Source organism: Corynebacterium sp. HMSC08F01 (assembly GCF_001807545.1).
Classification (GTDB): Bacteria; Actinomycetota; Actinomycetes; order Mycobacteriales; family Mycobacteriaceae; genus Corynebacterium; species Corynebacterium coyleae.
Genome location: NZ_KV789277.1, coordinates 1 through 573, shown reverse-complemented (window position 1 = coordinate 573; position 573 = coordinate 1). Strand labels below are relative to the sequence as shown.

Here is a 573-nt window from a genome sequence, read left to right as displayed (position 1 = left end):
CAAACAACCAATCCCAGTTGATGTGCTTCGACAGCTTGTCTGCACCACGACCAGACGCAGAAATATCATGCATCCAGCTGCCGTAATCAGCAGCCGGCGCAACCGTATTAAACAGGTCATACGCCTTGTGCGTCGACCCATCCGGGAAGGTCACCTCAGCACCAGTATCACGAGCAAGATCGGAGTAAACCGACACCCCATCGTCGTAGCCACGATCATCCCAGGCACGACCGAAGGTGCCCTTAAACTGCAAGGTGTAATCGCCGTCTTCACCAACAATGGCCTCAGTCGTCTCAGCGATCCACTTATCCTTGCCCTCTTCGGCAATCTTGCGCTTAATCCAGTTCTGCAGCGCAGCTTCCTGATCACGCGACAATCCACGACGATCGCTCTTAGGCACCGCAAAGCCAAGATCCTTCTCAGCCTCGTTGTAAATCTGACCAAGCGCATAGTCAGACAAGTACGAGCCGTAGACCTTCATACCCTTCGCCGGAACATCCTTCTTGGCGGAGTAGTCCATGTAGTCCGCCCAGGTAGCAACGGTTGCCGCACGAGTCAGATCCCAGTGCACCT

The 573-nt window shown here is 54.6% G+C and carries 1 protein-coding gene; it reads right to left on the bottom strand.

All coding sequences use genetic code 11. The features are described 5' to 3' along the window. Positions 1-573, bottom strand: a 573-nt coding sequence (locus tag HMPREF3171_RS11995; RefSeq protein ID WP_210385589.1) for a hypothetical protein, incomplete at both ends; no start/stop codon positions are given.